Raw genomic sequence first — 17,962 nt, forward strand, 5'->3', positions numbered from 1 at the left:
GAACAGGCCGGCAAAGGCACAGGGCGCGTCAGCGACCGGGTGCTGCGCCAAACAGGTAATCGGCCAGCAGCTCGAGCTGCCCGGTGAGCATGTGCACGCCCTTGTGGATGGGGCAGCCACGGGCCTGGGCCGCTTCGAGCAACGGGGTGACATCAGGATTCATCACCACCTCGCCCACCAGCGTGCCCGGCTGCAGGGTATCGGCCGCCAGCGGCAGCGGATCGTCCGCCTTCAGGCCCAGTGCGGTGGCGTTGATCACCACATCGAAGCCGCGTGCATCGGCCGCACCCGCAGCGATATCCCGATCAGGGAACAGCCTGCGCAACTGCGCGGCGAGTGCTTCAGCCTTGGCCAGCGAACGGTTGGCGACCACCAGCCGGGTGATCGGCTCACTGAGCAGGGCTTGGGCGATACCGGTGGCGGCACCACCGGCGCCAAGCAGCAGCACACGCTGGCCGGCCAGGTCATGGCCCTGGTTCTTCAGGCCACGTACGAAGCCTTCGCCATCGAACATGCGCCCGACGAAGCGGCCATCGGGCAGACGACGCGCAACGTTGCACACCTTGAGCACTTCGGCGGTGCCCAGCAGCTCGTCGCACAGGTGGGCCACCTCGATCTTGTGCGGCACGGTCACGATTACCCCGGCGAGGTTTTCGATACCACGCAGGCCAGCCCAGGCCGAGGCCAGGTTGTCGGGCGAAACCTCCCAGGGCACCAGCACCCCGTCATGCCCCAGGCGTTCAAGAAGCGGGTTGAACAAGGACGGTGTTCGCAGGTGCTTGGCTGGGTAGGTGAGATGTACCACCACTCGGGTAGTGCCGGTGACAGGCATGGCTGTTTCCTTGAAAGCTGGCGTGGAAAGGCAGAGCGCGGGCCAGCGCCGCGTTCGTTATTAGATTCATAAATGCATCATATATCATTAGTCAATCCCCATCCGTGCCGCAAAAGTCTTTTGCATGAAAGTCAAAAGACTTGATCTTGCGAGTTGAAAATCAAACATGATATATCATGCCTCCAGTCGGCTGCGGCCGCTGAACGTCCTGATATCAAAAACAACAAGGCCTTCTACGAAAGGCGAGGATGACCTCATGCACGGAATGCTTCATGCATTGCCGGCCCTGCGTGACGGGAGGTGCGAATGACCCAGATATTCGCCGCGCCCGGTCGCTACATTCAGGGTTACAAGGAACTTGAACGCCTTTACCGGCATATCGCCTGGTTTGGCCAGCGCTTCCTGATCATCACCAGCCAGGGCCGTCTGGATAGCCTGCAGCAGACCCTGGCCATCAGCTTCGACAAACCTGAACATGCCCTGCATTACGCCGTATTCGAAGGCGAAGTCACCCGAGCCGAGGTGCAGCGGCTGTGTGCGTTGCGCGAGCGACTGGGCTGTGACGGAGTGGTCGGGGTGGGTGGTGGCAAGGTGCTCGACGCCGCCAAGGCGGTTGCCCAGCAGGGCCGGCTGCCGCTGTGCATCGTGCCCACGGTGGTCTCCAACGATGCCCCCACCAGCGCCTTGTCGGTGCTCTACCACCCGGACGGTGCCTTCGACGATGTGCTGTTCCACGAGCGCAGCCCGGACGTGGTGGTGGTGGACACCTGGATCATCGCCCAGGCGCCGGTGCGCCTGTTGGTGGCTGGCATCGGCGATGCTCTGGCGACCTACTACGAGGCACGCACCTGCGTGCAGGGCGACCACGACAACTTCCTTGGCCTGGCCGGCGGTGGCCTGCAATCGAGCGCGGGCGGCGGCAAGCCGACCCTCACCTCGATGGCCATCGCCCAACTGTGCCACCAGGTGTTGCAGGCCGATGCGGTGCAAGCCGTGCGGGCCTGTGCGCAGCAGCAGGTGACCAAGGCGCTGAACCGGGTGATCGAGGCCAACGCACTGATGAGCGGCATCGGTTTCGAGAGCAACGGGGTGGCCACCGCTCATGCCGTGTATTGCGGCTTCAGTGAGCTAGGTGCACGGGCCACGGCCTACCACGGCGAATACGTGGCCTTCGGCACCCTGGTGATGCTGGTGCTCGAGGGTGCGCCGGCCAGCGAACTGGATGGCCTGCTGCGACTGTGCCTGGCGGTTGGCCTGCCGGTGTGTTTCGCCGACCTGGGCCTGGCGGACCTCAGCGAGCAGGAGCTGCAACGGGTGGTGCAGGTGGCGGCCTCGCCGCAGCAGACCAGCCGCGTCGAGCCCTTCGACGTCACTGAGTGGGAGATGCGTGCGGCGCTGCTTGCCGCCAGCGACCTGGGGGAGTTCTACAAGAAAGGCGGATCGGTTCTGGCAAGTTCGGCCAGCCCGCGTTTGCCATCAGTCATTCGCCACGAGCAGAGGTAAGTAGATGAAAGCATTTCAGGCAAGCCTGCCGGTCAAACTGGACTTCGAGGCCGGTGCAATCCGCCGCATGGGTGAAAAGGTCGTGCCGTTCGGCAACAAGGTGCTGTTGATGGTCGACCCGTTCCTTGAAGGCAGCGAGCTGGTCGCCCAGGTGCTCGGCAGTTTCGCCGAGCGTGGCATCAGTGTCCTCGAGTTCTACGACATCGTGCCCAACCCGCGCCATACCACCATTGACCGCGCAGTGGCACTGGTGCGTGACAGCGGCTGCCAGGCTGTGGTGGCGATCGGCGGCGGCAGCGCCATCGACTCGGCCAAGGCCGTGGCGTTCGTCGCTGTACATGGCGGCCGCTGTTGGGACTACACCGAGCGTCTCGGTGAGCCGGTGACGAGGCCGCAGTCCCGTGGTCTGCCGCTGCTGGTGGTGCCGACCACCTCTGGGACCGGGACCGAGGCGACACCATTCGCGGTAATCAACAATCCTGAGTTGGGCCTCAAGTGTGCCATTGTCAACCCGCACATCTACCCGGATGTGGCGTTGATCGACCCGCAAATCCTGGTTTCCAAGCCGCCACGGCTGACGGCGCTGACTGCCGTGGATACCTTCTGCCACGCACTGGAAGCATTCATCAGCATCCATGCCACACCCTGGGTGGAAATGGTCGCGCTGGAGTCGATCCGCCTGTTTGCCGCCAATGCCCTGCGCTGCGTGGAGCATGGGGACGACCTGGAAGCGAGGGCGCGCATGGCCTTTGCGTCGACCCTCGGTGGCATGGCCATTGCCGGCGCCGGGGTCACCGTATCCCATGCGCTGGGCCAGCCATTGGGCGCCATGACCGATGCGCCCCATGGCGGCACGGTGGCAGCCAGTACGCCGCAGGTGATCCGCTGGACCCTACCGGTGGCCGAGGACAAGTTTGCCCGGGTGGCCGAGATCCTCGACCCGGGCACTCATACCTTGCCGCTAAGCGAGCGCGCCGCGCGCCTGCCTGACATCGTCAGCGCCCACTTCACCCGCTTGGGCGTCCGGGACACGTTCGGCAGCTATGGCCTCAAGCCCGAGCAGGTCGATGAGTTCGCTCAAGTGGTGTGGACCAGCTTCAACCAGGACCTGGCCTGCCACCCCAAACCCATTCGTGACCAGCAGGAGGTGGCCGAAATCGTCCGCCAATGCCTGTAGTTGGCATCACCCAGCCCTGGCCGCCTTGTGCGCGGCCAGGGCAGTGACACCAGGCGCCCTCGTTGCACGCTCGCAAAGCTGAACAAAAACCACAAGAAAACAGTTTCGGGAACAGATCGCAATGACAAGAACCACCTTGATCGGGGTCGGGTTGCTGGGCGTGTGCGCCTTGCAGCAGGCCCAGGCCGACAACTACTCACCCGGCAATTTCCTGTTCGGTGACTGGCAGGGGCAGCGCACCCGTCTGCATGAACAGGGGGTGGACCTGCAGTTCACCTATGTCAATGAACTGGCCTACAACACCCAGGGAGGGGCGCAGCACAAGGGCACCTACAGCGACCAGCTGATGGCCGACGCCCGCTTCGACCTGCAGCGCCTGTTGGGTTGGCCGGGGGCCGCGTTTCGTATCACCTTCACCAACCGCAACGGTGAAAGCCTGACCCGCGAAGCCGACACCGGCACCCTGCTGGCCGCCCAGGAAATCTACGGCTATGGCAGTGTTACCCGGCTGGTGCAGCTCTATTACCAGCAGGCACTGCTCGATGAGCGTTTGCTGTTCAAGATCGGTCGGCTGCCCATGAGTGGCGATGTATTTCCGTTTTCCTGCACGTTCCAGAACCTGACCTTCTGTGGCACGGTGCCTGGCTACATCACCCCCAACTGGTTCACCTGGCCGGTCAGCCAATGGGGCGTGAGCCTGGCGGCGCAGTTGGCCGATGACTGGTGGCTGAACACCTCGGTGTACCAGGTCAACCCGCACTTTACCGAGAACAGCCAAGGGTTGAACTTCGGCAGCCCCTCGGGCACCACCGGTTACCTGGCGGTTGGCGAACTGGCCTGGAAGCCGGTGCTTGGTGGCCTGCCTGGCAGCTACCGGGTTGGCGTGTGGCGCAATACTGGCGACTTTGATGACCTGTACCAGGACATCGATGGGCAACCCATCGGCTTGACCGGCGCGGCACCCGCGCAGCACGACCAGGCCAGCGGCTACTACGCCATGGCCGAACAGCAGGTCTACCGCAACCCAGACAATGCTGCGCGTGGCCTGACGCTTTTCACCAACTTCATCCAGTCCGACCGGGACGTTTCCAGTGTCGAGCGGCTCTGGCACCTGGGCGCATTCATCCGTGGGCCCCTGGCCCAGCGCCCGCAGGACGAGATCGGGCTGGCGTTGGGCCGCCTGGAGGTCAACCCGCGTTCGGCGCGGCGTGTGCAGCAGGCCAGCGGCCTGCCCCGGCGGGCCGATGTCGAGTACCCGATCGAACTCTATTACGGGTTGCAGCTGACACCGGCACTGACCCTGCGCCCCAACCTGCAGTACGTACGCAATCCCGGCGGCTTCGAGCATGACCGCAGTGTCGTGGTCTGGGGCCTGAAGACCGAAATCAGCTTCTAGTGCAGTGCCGGCGTCAGGCCGACGTCTCGCTGTTTTTTATGATGCATCATGTATCCAATGGAGAATCCCATGAGCCTTGCCAGTTTCATTGACCTCACCACCGTGCAGCAGCGTGCCAGCGAACTCCAGTTGCTCGGCCAGGCCTTCATCGACGGCCGCTTTGTCGATGCCTTGAGTGGCGAGACCTTCGCCAACATTTCGCCGCGCGACGGGCGCGTGCTCAACCAGGTTGCCTCGTGCCAGGCCGAGGATGTGGAGATGGCCGTGAAGGCCGCGCGGCGTGCCTTCGACAGCGGTGTGTGGTCGCAGCGCACACCCAAGGAGCGCAAACGCGTCATGCTGCGCTTCGCTGCCTTGTTCGAGCAGCACATGGAAGAGTTGGCGTTACTGGAAACCCTCGACATGGGCAAGCCCATCAGCGAGAGCGCCGGGTTCGATGTGCACGCGGTGCTCGATTGCCTGCAGTGGTACGCCGAAAGCTGCGACAAGCTGTATGACGAAGTCGCGCCGTCGGGGCCCTCGGCCCTGGGCTTGGTGACCCGCGAAGCGATCGGCGTGGTGGCGGCGGTCACCCCCTGGAACTTCCCGATGCTGATGGCCATGTGGAAGGTCGCACCCGCCCTGGCCATGGGCAACTCGGTGGTCCTCAAGCCCGCCGAGCAATCACCGCTGACTGCCCTGCGTATTGCCCAGTTGGCCGCCGAAGCCGGTATCCCGGCCGGTGTGTTCAACGTGTTGCCGGGCTTTGGCCCCACCGCGGGCAAGGCGCTGGGCCTGCACATGGACGTTGATACCCTGGTGTTCACCGGCTCCGGCGAGGTCGGCAAGCTGTTCCTGCAGTACGCGGGGCAGTCGAACATGAAGCGGGTGTGGCTGGAGTGCGGCGGGAAGACCCCGAACATCATTCTCGATGACTGCCGTGACCTGGAGAAGGCCGCGACCACTGCGGCCCGCTCGATGTTCTTCAACCAGGGCGAAGTCTGCGTGGCGCCCTCGCGACTGATTGTCGAAGCTGGCATCCGCGTCGAGTTCGTTGCCGAGGTGCTGAAGGTGGCACGCACCATCGCCGTCGGAGATCCACTGGACCCAACCACCCAACTTGGCGCCATCGTCGATGCCAGCCAGCTGCAACGGGTGTTGGGCTATATCGACAAAGGTGTGCAGGAGGGCGCACAGCTGATCCTCGGTGGTGAACGGGTCAAGCACGGCCTGGGCGCCGAGGGCTTCTACATCCCGCCGACCATTTTCGACAACGTCAGCAACGACATGACCATCGCCCGAGAGGAGATCTTCGGCCCGGTACTTTCGGTCATCACCGCCCGTGACCACCTCGATGCCCTGCGCATCGCCAACGATACCCCGTATGGCCTGGCCGCCAGCCTGTGGACCCGCGACCTCTCGCGGGCCCACCAGATGGCCCGGGGCCTGCGTGCCGGCAGCGTGTGGGTCAACTGCTTCGATGGGGGCGACATCAGCATGCCGTTCGGTGGCTTCAAGCAGTCCGGCAACGGTCGCGACCGCTCGTTGCATGCCCTGGACAAGTACTCGGAGCTCAAGTCCACGTGGATCGAGTTGTGACCTTTTGCCTGGCAATCCTGGAGAACAACAATATGAAAAGCACAGTTGCCCGTACCCTGGCCACCTTCGGCCTTGCCACGCTGCTCGCCGGGCCGACCGCCGCCGAGGCGCGCCACCCGCTGTACCAGCTGATACCCAACACGGCGTTGTCCGGCCTGGTGGACCCGCAAATGGCCGATCGTACCGGCATCGACAAGGGTTTGCCCTTGAAGCAGAAGGGGGAGCGGTTACGCATTGGCTGGACCGACATCACCCTGGGCAACCCCTGGTTCGTCTCGATGATCGACGACGCGCGCAGCCTGGCCGAACGTTACGGCTATGACATGCAGGTGCAGGTGGCCGACGGCGATGTGGCCCGCCAGAGCGCCCAGGTCGACAACTTCATCACCCTGGGGGTGGATGTGATTGTCATCGACCCCACTGACATCCTCGGTTCCGTTGCCGATGTCGAGCGGGCGGTGGCGGCCGGGATCCCGGTAATCACCGTCGGCACTGCACCCGACGCGCGTGCACCGGTGATCACCACCAGCACCGGAAACCCCTACGGCAGTGGTGTCGAGGCCGGGCGCTATGTGGTCCAGCAGACTGACCCGGGCAGCGAGATCAACGCTGCCATGGTCATCGGTGTAATGGGCAACTCGACCTCCGAGAGCCGCCTCAACGGCATGATCTCGGGGATCGTCCAGGCCCGTGCCGAGCAGCGCAAGCTCGGCCTGTCGAAGGAGGATGCGCTGCTCAAGGGGTTCGAGCTGTTCCAGCAAGTGAAGACCAAGGGCAGTTTCAGCTGGCCTGAAGGGGGCTTCAACGTGCTGGCCTGGGGCCGAGGCGAATGGACCGAGGAGGGCGGCCTGGCCGCCACCGAGGACATCCTCAGTGCCCATGGTGAGCGCCTGAACCTGATCCTGGCGGAGAACGACTTCGTCGCCATCGGCGCCATCAACGCCGTGGACAACGCCGGCAAGGCCGGGCAGGTACGGGTCGCTGCGGCAGCTGGCAGCTTCAAGGTCGCGCTGGATCTGATCAAGCAGGGCAAGCTGCTGGTCAGTGCCAGTAACAGTGGTTCGCAGACCGGCGTGGCGGCCATCGAGCTGATCCACCAGATCCTTGACGGCCGGCTGCAGGCCAACAACCTGCCGTTGGCGTCGTACTTTCCGGTGGAGCTGATAACCCCCGCCAACGTCGACCAGTTCATCCAGCTCGAACAGGGCCCGGCCACGGTCGAGCGGCTACCGGCATTCCGCTCAATCGACCAGCTCAAGGCAGCCATGCGCTGATCCGACGGTTGCGGCGCCTGCCTGGGCAACGCGCCGCTTGCAGAGGTAAGACCGATGAATGTAATACACAAGACCGCCGTCGAGCTGCGCGACATCCACAAGGCGTTCGGCGGCATCAGTGCGCTCAGTGGTGCGAGCTTCAGTGCCAACGTGGGTGAAGTGCATGCGCTGATGGGTGAGAATGGCGCGGGCAAATCGACCCTGATGAAGATCCTCGCAGGCGCCTACGTGCGCGATGCTGGCGAGGTGCTGTTGCACGAGCAGCCAGCGAGTATCGGCAAACCGGCCGATGCGTTGCGCCTTGGCGTATCGGTGATCTACCAGGAGTTCGCCCTGGCGCCGCACCTGTCGGTGGCGGAGAACATCTGCATCGACGACCTGGGCGCGAACAGGTGGCGGGTGCAGTGGCCGATGCTGCGTGACAAGGCGCGGCGCATACTCGATGAGCTCGGGTTTGCCAACATCGACGAACGCCGGGCAGTGGGCGAGTTGCCGGTAGCCCATCAACAGGCGGTGGAAATCGCCAAGGCCCTGTCGCGCAACGCCTCGGTGCTGGTGTTCGACGAACCGACCGCGGTGCTCACCACCCACGAGACCGAGCAGTTGTTTTGCATCCTGGCGGAATTGCGGCGCAAGGGCGTGTGCATCATCTACGTCTCGCATCGCATGGACGAGATCTTCCGCATCTGTGACCGCGCCACGGTGCTCAAGGATGGCCGTACCGTCGGCACCCTGCCGCTGTCAGCCATCGACGAGCGCGGGCTGGTGCAGATGATGATCGGCCGTGAGCTGAGCGACCTGTTCCCGCCACGCCAGGCAAGCATCGGCGAGGCCCGCCTGCGGGTCGAGGGGCTGAGCGCCGGGCCACTGGTTCGCAATGTCAGTTTCCAGGCACACGCCGGTGAGGTACTGGGCTTCAGCGGCCTGGTCGGCTCGGGGCGTACCGAAACCATGCGCGCGCTGTTCGGCGCCGAGCGCTGCAGCGCCGGCACGGTTCACCTGGACGGCCGCCAACTGCGCAACCGCAGCCCGCGCGAGGCGATCGGCAATGGCATCGGGCTGCTGCCCGAAGACCGCAAGCAGCAGGGCGTGCTGCTGGAGATGTCGATCCGCGTCAACGCCGCTATGCGGCCCGGCTCGCCCTACACAAGTCGTTTCGGCTGGATCGATGGTGCCCGCGAGCGCGCCGGGGTCGAGGCGCTACGTCAGCAGTTGCGCCTGAAGACCAACTCGATCGAGCAGGCGGTGGGCGATCTGTCCGGGGGTAATCAGCAGAAGGTGGCGCTGATGAAGTGGGTCGACGCTGGCTGCCGGGTGCTGATCCTCGACGAGCCGACCCGTGGTGTAGATGTCGGTGCCAAGACCGAGATCTACCGCGTCATCAACGAACTGGCCGAGGCCGGGGTGGCGATCATCCTGGTGTCCTCGGAAATGACCGAGCTGATCGGCATGTGCGACCGGGTGCTGGTGATGCGCGATGGTGCCATCGCCGGCGAGCTTGGCGGTGATGCAATCGAAGAGCACGCAATGATCTGTCTGGCGATGGGAGTCGAACACCATGGATAACAACTTGAGCAAACTGGCTGCCACCTCGCTGTCGGGCGAGTCTGGGCAGCCGCTGGGGCGCGTTGTGCGCCGGCTGTTCCTGCAACACAACGCACTGGTGATGCTGCTGGTGCTGGTGGCCGTGGCCAGCAGCCTGTCGGCGGACTTTTTCACCTGGCAGAACCTGGGCAACCTGCTGCGGCAACTGACGCCGCTGATACTGGTCAGCATCGGCATGCTGATCGTCATCCTCACCGCCGGTATCGACCTGTCGGTTGCCTCGGTGGCAGCGGTGGGCGGGGTGGTCGTGGCGATGAGCCTGAATCTGCTGCCGCTGGAGGACAGCCTCGGGTTGTTGCTGGCGGTGGCCATCGCGGTGGGGGCGGGGGTGTTGATGGGCATGGTCACCGGCGGCTTCGTGGCCTACTTTCGCATGGCCCCGTTCATTTCCACCCTGGCGATGATGACCATTGCCCGTGGCCTGGCGTTCATCCTCTCCAACGGCCAGCCACAGCGGCTGGCCGACAGCCAGTCGGCTGCCGGCCTGTTGCGTGACTTCGGTCGCCAGGCCGATGGAGTGTTCGGGGTGCCTTGGCCGGTGTGGCTGGCGGTGCTGGTGATCGGCGTGTTCGCCCTGATCCTGCGCTACAACGCTTTTGGCCGGTTGATCATCGCCAGCGGCAGCAACGAGACTGCCGTGCGCCTGGCGGGGATTGCGGTGGAGCGCTACAAGCTGGCGGCCTATGCGATTTGCGGCGGGCTCAGCGCACTTGCCGGGGTGGTCATTGCCTCGCGTTCCGGGGTCGCCACGCCCAGTGCCGGCATGGCCCTGGAACTGGATGCCATTGCCGCCTGCGTGATCGGCGGTGCGCTGTTGTCCGGCGGCAAGGGCAGTTTGTTCTACACCGTGGTCGGGGTGCTGGTGCTTGGGCTGATCGGCAACATCATGAATCTGCTCAGCGTCCCGGCGTACCCGCAACAGATCATCAAGGGCGCGATCATCGTGGTGGCGGTGCTGCTGCAGGGGGTGGGCCGACGCGACGCACGGATCTGAACCGTTCGGGCGAGATGGCGCGGCATGGGCGATGATGTATCATGCGTCTTCGCCATGTCGCCCGGCGCTTCCCGCTGGCGGTCGGCCCTGTGCTATTCATCAGACAAGAGAGAACAAGCGTGACAGTTCACAAGCCACTGGATAAAGGCAACCTGAGCGAGCGGGTCTACAGCATCATCCGTACGGCATTGATGGACGGCCAGTATCAACCGGGTGACCGCCTGCGCATCAGTGCCTTGGCCGAGGAGTTCGGGGTGTCGATCACACCGGTGCGCGAGGCGATCTTCCGCCTTGTCAGTGATCATGCACTGGACATGAAGGCCGCCACCTCCATCTATGTGCCGGAGCTGACCGTCAGCCAACTGCGGGAAATCCAGCTGATCCGCCACTTGCTGGAGGGCGAGGCGGCGGGCATGGCGGCCGAGCGAATTTCCGCTGCCGAGCTGGGGCATCTGGAAGAGGTGCAAACGGCCTTCCAGGCGGCTGTCAGCACCGACTACAAGCAGGCTTCGCTGCTCAACCGCGAGTTCCACTTCGGTCTGATTGCCGCCGCACGCATGCCGGTGATCTTCAAGACCCTGGAGAACATGTGGGTGATGATGGGGCCGCTGCTCAGTACCTTCCATGCCGAAGTGCCCAAAGCGGAACTGGCCAGCGCCAAGCACAAGCACTTCGAAGTACTCGAAGCCTTGCGCAAGCGCGATTCGGCAAAGGCCAAGGCGGCCCTGCAAGCGGATATTGCATGGGGGGAGTTGATGGTGGAGTGGTTGGAGCGCAAGTCGCTGGCCCAAGGTTGATGACGGATGCCTTGATCGCCGTCCGGTCCCCATTGAGTCGGGGATAACATGACCGCCGTCAGCATCCGGCCGAACATCGTGTCGCCCAGCGTGGCCCAGGGGATAGTGACGAACGGTCAGGCACGCTTGTGCAGGGCACATCACCTGCACAAGCGTGCCAGGCCGCAATGCTTCACTGCACCTCGCACGCCTCCTGCGAAGGCACACCGTAGGACACGTAATACGCCAACCCCACGAAGATCGCCCCACCCACCGCATTCCCAAGGAACACGGCCACCAGGTTCTCCACCAACTGCCCCCAGCTCAAGTACCCGGCAAAGATCGCTGCCGGAATCAGGAACATGTTGGCCACCACGTGCTGGAAACCGATGGCGACGAACGCCATGATCGGGAACCAGATGCCGAGAATCTTGCCGCTCATTTCACGGCTGGCATACGACAGCCACACTGCCAGGCACACCAGCCAGTTGCAGCCGATTCCGGACACGAAAGCGTGGAGGAAGTCGGCGTTGGTCTTGCTGGTCGCAGCCGCCAACATCTTGTTCAGGTAGGCCCCCTCGGTCAGGCCCAGCAGGTGACCGAAGCACCCGGCAACGAATAGTGCACCGAACAGGTTGGCGACGGTCACCAGCAGCCAGTTGCGCGCCACGGCGCCTGGGCCGATGCGCCGGGCGAACATCGCCAGGGGCAAGCTCATCATGTTGCCGGTGAGCAGTTCGCCACCGGCCAGGATCACCAGAATCAGGCCGATGGGAAATACCGCGGCGCCCAGCAGTGTGCCGAACGAGGCCCACTGTACCGGGATCATGGTGCTGACGTGGATAGCCAGGAGAAACCCCAGCGAAATGAATGCACCTGCGAGAAACCCCAGGACCAGCGTCGCATGGGTGGATAGATGGGCTTTTTTGACGCCGCTCTCGATGACGAGCTCGGTGATACGGGTGGGGCTGTTGACGGACATTTCGGAAACTCGAACACAGTGACGGCGATGCAACTGGCATGCACGCCGTGGTGGGGCTTGATCAGTACGGGGTAGGCTGCGCCGCTGGCGCAAAAGGTGTGACACCCACCTTCGGGCCAGCGGCGAAGAGGGCGGCAAGCTACATGAGGCAATTTGACGCGGTCAAATCGATGGAATGGATGACCTGATAGACCGCGTCGATGAGGCCCGCAGGTCAGCGCGCGTAGATCAGCTTCCCGGCAAACCAGGTCTGCAGCACTTGGGTATCGCGCAGCGTTTCGGGATCGACGTCGAGCACGTCGCGGTCAACCACGATCATGTCGGCTTGCTTGCCAACCTTGAGCGAACCGATCTGCTGCTCCAGGCGCATGGCGCGGGCGGCGTTGAGGGTATAGGCCTGGAACATTACCTGGCGGTCGATGGCTTCAGCAGCGTTGAGCACACCTTTGGGCCCCTTGCGGCTGATGGCCTGGTAGATCGCCTGCCACGGGTCCGGTGTGGTGATCGGCCAGTCGCTGGCGCCAGCAAGGGTGGCGCCATGCTTGAGCAGCGAACGGGCCGGGAAGGTGTGCATGAAGGCCATGGCGTTCACGTACGGCTTGACCAGCTCCATGTTCGATTGGTCGGCGCTGGCCCAGTACAGCTGCATTGCTGCAATCACGTCGAGCTGCTTGAAACGGGCGTATTCCGTGGGGTTGACCATCTGCAAGTGGGTGATGGAATGGGGGATGCCGCTGTGGCGATCACGCCGTGCCTGCTCGATGCCGTTGAGCGCCTCGCGCACGGCGCGGTCGCCGATGGCGTGCACGTGCACCAGCCAGCCACGGGCGTCGGCGGCACTGACCAGCTCGCCAAAGTGCTTCGGGTCCAGCAGCAGTTCGCCGTGCTTGCCGGAGTTGCTGTAGGGCTCGAGCATCGCCGCCGTTTGCGCTGGCGCTTCGGCAACGCCGTCGGCAAACACCTTGATGCCCGGCAGGGTGAGGTTGTGCACGCCGAGAAATTGCCGGCGTACCTTGTCCAGTTCGTCCAGGTCGGCAGGGCGGGCCCTGGAATCGGCCATCAGCAGGGCGGCGACGTGGGCGGTCAGCTCGCCGCGCGCGGAGAGGTCCTTGTATACCGGCAACACGCCCAGCGAATGGTTGTTCACATCGGCCCCCGGTAGCTCGTTGGCCAGCGGGTCCATCCAGCCGGTGATGCCCAGCTGCTTGTAATGGTCAAGGGCCATGCGCCCCGCGCTCAGCAGGGTGGCATGGGGCAGCGCGGGCAGCAGGTCGGTCACCGGGTAGTAGCTGGCATCGGCGAGGAAACCGTTCGGTGTCCCGTCCGGGTGTTGGCCGATGGTGTTGCGTGCCTCGGCAGGCAGGGCTGCGATGGTATCGGCATCGATTGCGGCACGCTTGAGCATGGCCTGGTTGGCCCAGCCGGTGTGCATGTCGTTGGCGGCGAAAAGGATCGGTTGTGCGGCCCATTGGCCGTGGTTGAAGCGCTGTTCCAGCGCCGGAATGTCGTTCCAGTAGGTGCCCGGTACACCACCTACGACAAGGAACTCGCCGCGCACGGCCTTGCCGTCGCTGCGCCACTGGCGCAGGCGCCGTTCCAGTTCGTCCAGGGCAACCTGCTCACCAGCGAGGTCGGCCAGCACCAGTTGCAGGCCACCCTTGATGGCATGCGAGTGGGCGTCGAGCATGCCTGGCATCAGTACCTTGCCGCCCAGGTCGATGACCCGGGTGCCTTCGGCCTTCAGGCGTAGCACGGCCTGGTTGGAGCCTACCGCGACGATTTTCTCGCCTTCGACGGCCACGGCCTGCTGCAAGGGTTGGCCGGGCTCGGCGGTGTAGACCTTTGCGTTGTGCAGGATCAGGTCCACGGCCGCGAAACCTGGCATGCAGGTGCAGGCCAGGCCGGCGCTGATTGCCATCTTCAGGAGCTGCTTCATGCTGTGCCTCGTTCTTGTCGTGATGACGCCGCAGACTAGCCAGGGGGCAAGTGCGGATAAAGGCGAGGGCAGGCACAACTTCTTTCGTGATGGGGAAAGAATCCGGCGCCCGTATTTGCCAGAATGCAAGCAACGGACCTTGCCGTGCCTATTCAAGTCGCCGGCATTTGCGGGTTTGATAGGAGGGGCAGATACTCGCCACCCTCGCATCACCCACACCGTTTGTGCCGAACAGGAAGAAACCATGGACAAGATGATGGCCCTGACCATCTTCGTCGCTGCAGCCGAACACGGCAGCTTCAGCCGTGCGGCCGAGCAACTGGGCAAGACGCCGTCTGCCATCACCAAGGCTGTTGCGCACCTGGAGAGCGAACTGGGCGTGCGCCTGTTCGAACGTACCACCCGGCGCATGGCGCTGACCGAGGCCGGCACCTTGTACCTGGAAGGCGCGCGCCAGGCGTTAATGCACCTGCAGCGGGTGACCGAAGAGGTGGAGCAGTTGCAGCACGCGCTGCGCGGTACCCTGCGTATCACCGCGCCGCCGTCGTTCGGCCCCGCGTTTCTCAACCAGGTATGTTGCCGTTTCATGCGCGAGCACCCGCAAGTGCGCCTGGAGGTCAACCTCAACGATGCCAACGAAGACCTGATCGATGGCGGCTACGACCTGTCGCTGCGCGACGGCCCCACCGACCAGCCGGAGCTGATCGCCCAGCCGCTGATCGAGAACCGCGTGATCCTTTGCGCCAGCCCTGCCTACCTGGCCCGTCACGGCGAGGCGATCACTCTGGAGAACTATGCCCGGCACGACTGGCTGCTGTTGCGCCACCCGCTGCTCAACCGCAGCTTCTGGTGGATCGAACAAGGCGGCCAGACGCTGCGAGTGCGTCAGCCCACCCCTAGGCTGGTGAGCGACAACTTCGACTTCCTGCTGGCCTGCCTGCTCGATGGGCAGGGCTTGCAATTCGTACCCACCTGGTGTGCCGCCCCCTACCTGGCCAGCGGGCAACTGGTGGAGGTGATGCCCGACTACTGGCGGGCGCTGAGCGCGTTCGGCCCCTGGGTGCACGTGCTGTACTTGCCGCACCGGCGCAATACCCGCAAGGTGCAGGCGTTCATTGCCTTGCTGCATGAACACCTGCACGGGCAGGGCGCGCAGACGCTGGCACGGGGCTGAGTTTTTCCATCGGGGCACAAAAGTTGTGCGGGTTGTGGCGATGATCGATTGGGGGAGGCCTCGTTAGGCTAGCGGTGCTTGCCTACCACCGCGGCCTGTACCAGGAGTTCCCCGCCTTGAAGATCCACACCCATGTCAGCGACATCCGCAACCCCCTCGAGCGTGGCCATCAGATTGGTGCGCGTTTCGCCGAGCAGATCCGTACCACAACTGCACTGTACCTGGGCTTTTTCCCGCGGGTTGGCGTGCCCTTGAGTGAGGCGCAGCGTATCGGCGAAAACAGCTTGGCAGCCCTGGAAGCCTGGAGCCCGGGCCTGGCCGCTGAAGTGGCCGGCATGGCCAGCGGTGCCGAGCTGCCGCTGTGGCAGCTGGCGAGCCTGAACGCCCGCACCGAGGTACTGGCGGCCCGAACCCGCCACAGCGAATGCTCGACCACCGTGCATGCACCCCGTGGCGCGCGTGCGCCGCAGACCCTGCAGACCTGGGATTGGCATGACAGCCTGTGCCCCCATGGCCTGATGTTGGCGCTGCACACCGAGCGCGGCATGAACGTCAAGCTGTTCTGCGAGTTCGGCATGCTCGCCAAGCTTGGTGTGAACAGCGCGGGCCTCGGCCTGCACTTCAATATCCTCCACCACGCCAGTGACAACGACAGTGGTGGTGTGCCGGTGCACGCCATCGCCCGGCGCCTGCTGGAGGAGGCCAGCAGTGTCGAAGAGGCCATCGAGCTTGCCCGTTCGGCGCGGGTCAGTGCCTCTACCGTGTTGACAGTGTTCTCCCGCCTGGACCGCAGCCCGCGTGCGGCCAGCATCGAATTGAGCCCCGCAAGCACTGCCTTGGTCCTGCCACGGGAAGACGGCTGGCTGCTGCACACCAATCACTTCCTCGACCCACAGCTGAGCCTGGGCGAGCAGGTCGCCGACCATGCCGATACCCAATGCCGCCTGGGCCACCTCGAGCAGGTGGTCGGCCAGATGGCCAGCCCTGACCTGCGTGCCCGGGCCGAGGCCATGTGCGGCGCCGAGGGCGACAAGGCGCCGATCTGCTTCCACCCGGACATGGCCATGCCCGATACCGAACGCTGGGAAACCTTGCTCAGCGTCGGCATCGACACCGAACGCTGTGCCCTGCAGTACGTGGCCGGCACGCCCGTGCAACTGGCCAAGGCCGGCTTCGACACTTTCTGAGCCAACCCGGTGCTGCCAGCTCAAGGCGGCACCGCTGAACGAGAACAACAACAATGCATGCGCAACATTTCCGCCCTGCGTCATCCCGTTCCGCCTTGCGAACCTTCTGCGTCTCCGGACTGGGGACGGCGCTGGAATTCTACGACTTCATCATCTACGGCACTGCCGCCGCACTGGTGTTTCCCCAGGTGTTCTTCCCGCAGATGGACCACCTGACAGCCACGCTGGTGGCCTTCAGCGCTTTCGGCGCGGGCTTTCTTGCCCGACCGTTGGGTGGCCTGGTGTTCGGCCACTTCGGCGACCGCATCGGCCGGCAGAAGGTACTGGTCGCCACCTTGCTGCTGATGGGCATGAGCACCTTCCTCATCGGCTGCCTGCCCGGGCATGCCAGCGTCGGCGTGGCCGCGCCGATCCTGCTGGTGCTGCTGCGCCTGGTTCAGGGCTTTGCGGCAGGCGGGGAGTGGGGCGGCGCGGCGCTGTTCGGCATCGAGTCTGCGCCACCGGGACGGCGCGGGCTGTGGGGTAGTTTCACAAGCATGGGCATCGGCGTGGGTGGCATCCTCGGGGCTGGGGTGTTCGCCATCGTCAGCGCGGCCTTCGATGACAACCTGGTCGATTTCGCCTGGCGCATCCCGTTCTGGCTGGGCGGCACCCTGGTACTGATCGGCCTGTACGCGCGCCTGAAGGCACCGGCAGCGGCCACCACGCCCGTGACCAAACCTGTACATGCGCCGTTGGCCGCGGCCCTGCGCCAACGTCCGCGGCAGCTGATGCTGTGCACCGGGATCGCCTTCGGTTACTGCACCATCGCCTACATCGGCAGCACCTTCTTCCTGACTTACGCCACGCAGGTGGGCTTTGGCAGTACCGAGGCGTTGATGTTCGATTTGGCACTTTCGGTCGCTATCGTGCTGTCGGCGCCGTTGTTCGGCTACCTGTCGGACCGTTTGGGGCGGCGTACGGTAATGGGTTTCGGCGCAGTGGCCATGGCTCTGGGGCTGTTCGTGTTCTTTTCTCTGGTGGGCATGAAGAGCTTCGCCATCGCCTTGTGCGCCTACAGCCTGACTGGCCTGCTGATGGGCGCGACCCAAGGGCCTATCCCAGCCTTCCTCGGCGAGCAGTTCCCGCGCAGCATGCGCTATTCGGGTATCTCGGCCAGCTACCAGATCGGCGCCGCGCTGGGCGGCGGTACCGCGTCGAGCATCGCTACGGCAATCCTGATCCTCACCAACCAGAACCCACTGGGCGTGGCGCTGTATGGCGCGGGAGCCCTGGCACTGGTTGCGGTGTGTTCGCTCATGCTGCGCGAGACATCGCGGTTGAGCATGGCGCAGATCGATGAGGAGGCGCCGGCCGGAGCGCGTGGTGTCCTGCAACGCGATAACTGCGAAACAGCGGGATAGAGCATTCAAAGACATCTACCTAGTTTGGATCCAGTTGTTGGTAAAACTTTCCATTCGGTCAAGTTGCAATAACTTAGCAAACTAACTAACTTGATCTAGTGTACCGCCTGTCGGTCGTTTTGCTCGAGAAATGAACGATTTGGGC

14 protein-coding genes are annotated in these 17,962 nt (G+C 64.2%); 11 read left to right on the forward strand and 3 right to left on the reverse strand.

Going from position 1 to position 17,962, the window contains the following annotated elements; genetic code table 11:
- Window positions 1-28: 28 nt before the first annotated feature.
- Window positions 29-832: a shikimate dehydrogenase gene (locus CAF92_RS00360; protein ID WP_046613862.1), complete on the reverse strand. Its 804-nt coding sequence runs from the start codon at window positions 830-832 to the stop codon at window positions 29-31.
- Window positions 833-1,138: 306 nt separating this feature from the next.
- Here CAF92_RS00360 and CAF92_RS00365 point away from each other — a divergent pair, with 306 nt between their 5' ends.
- From CAF92_RS00365 to CAF92_RS00400, 8 genes are all read left to right on the forward strand, one after another.
- Complete coding sequence (locus CAF92_RS00365) at window positions 1,139-2,335, forward strand: glycerol dehydrogenase (RefSeq protein WP_046613861.1); 1,197 nt, start codon at window positions 1,139-1,141, stop codon at window positions 2,333-2,335.
- 4 nt (window positions 2,336-2,339) lie between these two features.
- The gene (locus CAF92_RS00370; protein WP_085598370.1) at window positions 2,340-3,512 is read left to right on the forward strand and encodes an iron-containing alcohol dehydrogenase; all 1,173 of its coding nucleotides are present in this window, start codon (window positions 2,340-2,342) and stop codon (window positions 3,510-3,512) included.
- 121 nt (window positions 3,513-3,633) lie between these two features.
- Window positions 3,634-4,908, forward strand: a complete 1,275-nt coding sequence (locus tag CAF92_RS00375; protein ID WP_085598372.1) for a carbohydrate porin — start codon at window positions 3,634-3,636, stop codon at window positions 4,906-4,908.
- 69 nt (window positions 4,909-4,977) lie between these two features.
- On the forward strand, window positions 4,978-6,486 hold the full coding sequence (locus tag CAF92_RS00380; protein WP_256573598.1) for an aldehyde dehydrogenase: 1,509 nt from the start codon (window positions 4,978-4,980) through the stop codon (window positions 6,484-6,486).
- 32 nt (window positions 6,487-6,518) lie between these two features.
- Complete coding sequence (locus CAF92_RS00385; RefSeq protein ID WP_046614087.1) at window positions 6,519-7,760, forward strand: sugar ABC transporter substrate-binding protein; 1,242 nt, start codon at window positions 6,519-6,521, stop codon at window positions 7,758-7,760.
- Between the two features lie 54 nt (window positions 7,761-7,814).
- On the forward strand, window positions 7,815-9,326 hold the full coding sequence (locus CAF92_RS00390; protein ID WP_046613857.1) for a sugar ABC transporter ATP-binding protein: 1,512 nt from the start codon (window positions 7,815-7,817) through the stop codon (window positions 9,324-9,326).
- Window positions 9,319-10,359, forward strand: coding sequence for an ABC transporter permease (locus CAF92_RS00395; protein ID WP_046613856.1), 1,041 nt, complete (start codon window positions 9,319-9,321; stop codon window positions 10,357-10,359). Before CAF92_RS00390 ends, CAF92_RS00395 begins: the two co-directional genes overlap by 8 nt.
- Before the next feature lie 119 nt (window positions 10,360-10,478).
- Complete coding sequence (locus CAF92_RS00400; RefSeq protein WP_046613855.1) at window positions 10,479-11,156, forward strand: GntR family transcriptional regulator; 678 nt, start codon at window positions 10,479-10,481, stop codon at window positions 11,154-11,156.
- A gap of 172 nt (window positions 11,157-11,328) precedes the next feature.
- Here CAF92_RS00400 and CAF92_RS00405 read toward each other — a convergent pair whose 3' ends face one another.
- Window positions 11,329-12,117, reverse strand: coding sequence for a formate/nitrite transporter family protein (locus tag CAF92_RS00405; RefSeq protein ID WP_046613854.1), 789 nt, complete (start codon window positions 12,115-12,117; stop codon window positions 11,329-11,331).
- 214 nt (window positions 12,118-12,331) lie between these two features.
- Complete coding sequence (locus CAF92_RS00410; RefSeq protein WP_085598377.1) at window positions 12,332-14,053, reverse strand: amidohydrolase; 1,722 nt, start codon at window positions 14,051-14,053, stop codon at window positions 12,332-12,334.
- Window positions 14,054-14,297: 244 nt separating this feature from the next.
- Between CAF92_RS00410 and CAF92_RS00415 the strand changes: the two genes are divergently transcribed.
- The 3 genes from CAF92_RS00415 (at window position 14,298) to CAF92_RS00425 (ending at window position 17,817) form a co-directional block, all read left to right on the forward strand.
- Window positions 14,298-15,227 carry a LysR family transcriptional regulator gene (locus CAF92_RS00415; RefSeq protein ID WP_085598379.1) on the forward strand — a complete coding sequence of 310 codons (930 nt, stop codon included), beginning with the start codon at window positions 14,298-14,300 and terminating at the stop codon, window positions 15,225-15,227.
- A 116-nt stretch (window positions 15,228-15,343) separates the two neighbouring features.
- Window positions 15,344-16,414 carry a C45 family peptidase gene (locus CAF92_RS00420; RefSeq protein ID WP_085599003.1) on the forward strand — a complete coding sequence of 357 codons (1,071 nt, stop codon included), beginning with the start codon at window positions 15,344-15,346 and terminating at the stop codon, window positions 16,412-16,414.
- 53 nt (window positions 16,415-16,467) lie between these two features.
- Window positions 16,468-17,817: an MFS transporter gene (locus CAF92_RS00425; RefSeq protein WP_085598381.1), complete on the forward strand. Its 1,350-nt coding sequence runs from the start codon at window positions 16,468-16,470 to the stop codon at window positions 17,815-17,817.
- The last annotated feature ends 145 nt before the right edge of the window (window positions 17,818-17,962 follow it).

Source organism: Pseudomonas sp. B10(2017), assembly GCF_002113295.1.
Classification (GTDB): domain Bacteria; phylum Pseudomonadota; class Gammaproteobacteria; order Pseudomonadales; family Pseudomonadaceae; genus Aquipseudomonas; species Aquipseudomonas pudica.